Below are 3,958 nucleotides of genomic sequence, written 5' to 3'. Positions count from 1 at the left end.
CAAGGGGAGCCCGGGCTCCCCTTGTCGCATCTCCCCCTGCGGGATTTACTCTTGCCCCCCTGCCCGTCACAATGGCCGCTGGATTTGCCACGCAGGAACCACCATGACTCAGGATGCCTTGCGCCACTGGCGCCGCGACCTTCATCGTCACCCCGAAGCCGCCTGGTGTGAATTTCGCACCACCACCCTCATCGCCCAACACCTCAGTGAACTCGGTTTCTCCATCATGCTGGGGGATCAACTGCTCGCCAGCACCCTCATCATGGGACGGGAAATAGACGTCGAGGCCCAGAAGGCCCGTGCCCTGCACCAGGGGGCGCATCCGGAGTGGCTGACGCGGATCGACGCACTCACCGGCGTGATGGGACTCTGGGAGAGCGGGCGCCCCGGCCCCACCCTGGCGTTTCGCTTCGATATCGATGCGGTGGAGGTCGAAGAGAGCCAGGAGGCGTCACACCTGCCCGGCCAGGGAGGCTGGCACTCCGCCAACCCGGGCTGGATGCACGCCTGTGCCCACGATGGCCACACCGCCATCGGGCTGGTGCTGGCCGAGCGGATCGCGGCCCTCGCCGATCGCCTCACTGGCCGCATCAAGCTCCTCTTCCAGCCGGCTGAAGAGGGCTGCCGAGGCGGCAAGGCGCTGGCGGCAGGGGGGCAGCTCGACGACGTGGACGCCCTGCTGGCACTGCACATCGGCATTCACGCGAGCAGTGGTGAGCTGGTGGTCAACCCCACCGAGTTTCTCTGTTCAACCAAATTCGACGTGGAGTTCATGGGGCAAGCCGCCCATGCGGGGCTCGAGCCCAACGCGGGCCACAATGCCCTGGCGGCGGCCTGCATGGCCACCACCGCCATGCTCGGCATTCCCCGCCATCGGGACGGCATGACCCGCATCAACGTGGGGCAGCTCAACGGCGGCAGTGGACGCAACGTCATCCCGGGCCATGCCCGCCTGATGGGGGAGACCCGTGGCGCGACGCCGGCCCTCAACGACTACATGTTCAATCAGGTGCAGCAGATTGTGGAGGGGGCGGCCCTGATGCAGGGTGCGACCTACCACATCCGCAAACAGGGGGAAGCGATCGGCATCGAGAACAGCCCAGCCCTCATCGAGGAAATCGTGCCTCTCGCACAGGGGAATTCCCTTGATACCATCCACACCCGCCGCTTCGGGGCCAGCGAGGATGCCGGTTTCCTCATCGAGCGGGTACAGCAGCACGGCGGCGAAGCCGCCTATTTCATCCTGGGAGCCAACCTCGCGGCCCCCCACCATCATCCGGAGTTCGACTTCGACGAAGCCGTGCTGGCCCCCGGAGTGGCCTTGCTGGAGGCCTGGCTGCTCGCCCGCCTCGGCCGCTAGCAGACGCCGGATGCAAACAAGGCAGCCCATGGGCTGCCTTGTTTTTTTACACCCTTGCGGGCATAGGGGACCTACTCTCCCAGCACGATCGCGCAGAGATGGGCGAAGTGGTGGATCTCGTGGGTCGCCTCGCACGGGACTGTCTCCCGCCCCGGGTTGTACCAGCAGGTGGCAAGCCCCTGGGCGGCGGCACCGGCGATGTCGGTCTTGGGATTGTCCCCCACCATCAACACCCGCGCCGGGCTCGGCTGACCCATCTGCGCCAGGGCATGCTGGAAGATGGCCGCCGCCGGCTTGGTCACCTGCACCTCGTCAGAGATAACGAGAGGCTCAAACCAGCTGTTCCAGCCCAGTTTGTCGAGGCGCCCGCGCTGGGGCAGGCTGAAGCCGTTGGTGATGATCCCCATTCTGACCTTGCTCTTCAGGGCCTGCAGGGTCTCCTCCACCCCCTCCAGCGGCACGCTCAGGGCGATGATCTGCTGCAGGAAGGTCTCGTTCATCGCCATGGGCGCCACGTTGACCTGCTCGGCAAAGAGCGAAAAACGGGTCTGCTGCAGGTAGGTGGCGTCAATCTCCCCTGAGTTGTACTGCTGCCAGAGCCGCTGGTTGAGCGCATGGTACTCCGCCATCTTGGGGGGAGTCGGCGCCACGCCGTAGATCTGCAGGGTCCGCTCCAGCGCCCTGGCGACCGGAAAATCGAGCAGGGTTTCGTCCAGATCGAACAGCACCCAGTCATAGCTTGCTTGTTTCACGCTTGTCCTTATTGATTGTGCTTGGCCACGTTGTCATGCGTCGGGCGCACCCATCCCCAGAGGGCTGTCGAGCAGGGTCAGGGTCAGCCTGACACCAAAGCCGGTTACCTCGCTGCCCACCACGCCATTGCCCCCCTTGTTGCGAAAACCACTCAGGTCGAGGTGCAACCAGGGAAGCTCGGCGGGCACGAAGCGCGTGAGAAAACGGGCGGCATCGATGTGATCCGGGTAGGCGCCCGGCGCGCACTGTAACAGATCGGCCCACTCGCTATCGAGGTTGTCATCGTAATCCTCGTCCAGAGGGAAGGGCCAGACTCGCTCCCCGCTCTGCTGACCCAGCGCTATCAGAGTGGTGAGCCACTCGGGGCGGTTGGTGAAGGCGCCGCTGTAACGGCTGCCGAGCGCCCGTTTGCAGGCGCCGGTCAGGGTGGCGTAGTCGATCAGCAAGTCGGGTTTGTCCCCGGCCGCCAGGGTCAGGGCATCCGCCAGCACCATGCGACCCTCGGCGTCGGTGTCCACCACTTCGATGGTGGTGCCGTTGAGGGCGGTCACCACCTCACCGGGCCGGAAGGCCTGCGGGCCGATGTGGTTCTCGGCGATGGCGAGCCAGCAGTGCACCTCAACGGGGAGTTTCGCCCGGCTGATGGCCAGCAACGTGCCAAGGGCCACCGCGCTGCCCCCCATGTCCAGGTGCATGCCATACATGCTGCCACCGACTTTCAGGTTGTAGCCACCGGAGTCGTGGCAGATCCCCTTGCCCACCAGCGCGACGCGGCGCACCGGGTTGGCCGGACAGTAACTGAGCCTGACGATGGCGGCCTGACCGTCCGCCGAACCACGGGCCACCGCCAGGAAGGCGCCAGCCCCCATCCGTGCCAGGGTCGTCTCATCAAACTCCTGCCACTGCCACCCCTCCTGCTGCGCCAGCTCCCGGGCATAGGCCCGGTAATGACGGGCATTGAGCTCGGACGCTGGCAGCACTGCCAGGTGGCGAGCCAGACCGTTGCCTTCGGTTTCTGCGCTCAGGCGGGCCATGTCCAGCTCGCAAGGGGGGGAAAGTTGCAACTGCTGATAACCCGGTCTTGTCGCCTCACTTCGTTTCTGGGTCGGCAGGGTCACATCGGCGGCGAGCAGGCAGGCGAGCACCACCCTTGCCAGTTGCGCGCGATGCTCATCGTCAAAGCCCTCCAGATGGAGCGCCAGGTGCGTCGCCTTGAGGCCCGCCAGCGAGCCCACCCAGCTGCGCACCTGCTTGTAGAGCCGATGATCCAGGACCGGGCGGGCATCCATGAAGATCACCCGTTGCAGCCCCTGACTGTCGTCAAGGGAATAGGGGGCCTTCTGACCCAGGGCTATCTGGGTTGCCACGGCGGCAAAGGGAGGCGTCGCCAGCAGGGTATCGCGCGCTGAGTCGGCAATGAGCAGGAGTTTGACGGCAGCCGGCCCTGCCATTACTTCGGCGAGGGAGGTGCTCTGCATCGTGATTTGGGGAGAAGAATAGCTAAAAGGGGTCATCACAGGGTGCGGCCTCATCCATGAACAGAAAGCAGGATGATACCGAACAAATGGCGAGAGGGATCGGAAAAACACACATTATTGTGTGCAAGCAACAGATGCTGGAGGTAATCAGAGAGGTAATTCAGAAGAAAAGCAGTCAGAAGTTGGTTGCGGGGGCCGGATTTGAACCGACGACCTTCGGGTTATGAGCCCGACGAGCTACCGAGCTGCTCCACCCCGCGTCCGAATTGTATTGCCACCACAAAAAGCAGAGCAGTTGCTTCTTGCTGTCTTCGTCTCCACCGCAGCGCTATGCGCTTGCCATGGATACAAATGGTTGGTTGCGGGG

At 64.4% G+C, this 3,958-nt stretch carries 3 protein-coding genes and 1 tRNA gene; 1 reads left to right on the top strand and 3 read right to left on the bottom strand.

Going from position 1 to position 3,958, the window contains the following annotated elements:
- The first annotated feature begins 103 nt into the window (after window positions 1-103).
- A complete protein-coding gene (locus tag BN1120_RS01310; RefSeq protein WP_042014411.1) occupies window positions 104-1,360 on the top strand; it encodes an amidohydrolase in 1,257 nt (418 codons plus the stop codon).
- Window positions 1,361-1,431: 71 nt separating this feature from the next.
- On the opposite strand, the gene yjjG is transcribed toward BN1120_RS01310, so the two are convergent.
- The 3 genes from yjjG to BN1120_RS01295 all read right to left on the bottom strand — a co-directional run bounded on the left by yjjG (window position 1,432) and on the right by BN1120_RS01295 (window position 3,851).
- On the bottom strand, window positions 1,432-2,112 hold the full coding sequence (gene yjjG / locus BN1120_RS01305) for a pyrimidine 5'-nucleotidase (RefSeq protein ID WP_042014409.1): 681 nt from the start codon (window positions 2,110-2,112) through the stop codon (window positions 1,432-1,434).
- Window positions 2,113-2,145: 33 nt separating this feature from the next.
- A complete protein-coding gene (locus BN1120_RS01300; protein ID WP_042014407.1) occupies window positions 2,146-3,630 on the bottom strand; it encodes a M17 family metallopeptidase in 1,485 nt (494 codons plus the stop codon).
- Between the two features lie 144 nt (window positions 3,631-3,774).
- Window positions 3,775-3,851: transfer RNA gene (locus BN1120_RS01295), tRNA-Met, on the bottom strand.
- Between the last annotated feature and the right edge of the window lie 107 nt (window positions 3,852-3,958).

It is taken from the genome of Aeromonas caviae, assembly GCF_000819785.1.
Lineage (GTDB): Bacteria > Pseudomonadota > Gammaproteobacteria > Enterobacterales > Aeromonadaceae > Aeromonas > Aeromonas caviae.
Note: the sequence above shows the minus strand (reverse complement) of the source record. Positions and strands in the feature narration are given on the sequence as shown.

Excerpts from the sequence above, each read along its gene's own strand:
- BN1120_RS01310 (WP_042014411.1), top strand. The coding sequence starts at position 104 with ATGACTCAGGATGCCTTGCGCCACTGGCGCCGCGACCTTCATCGTCAC.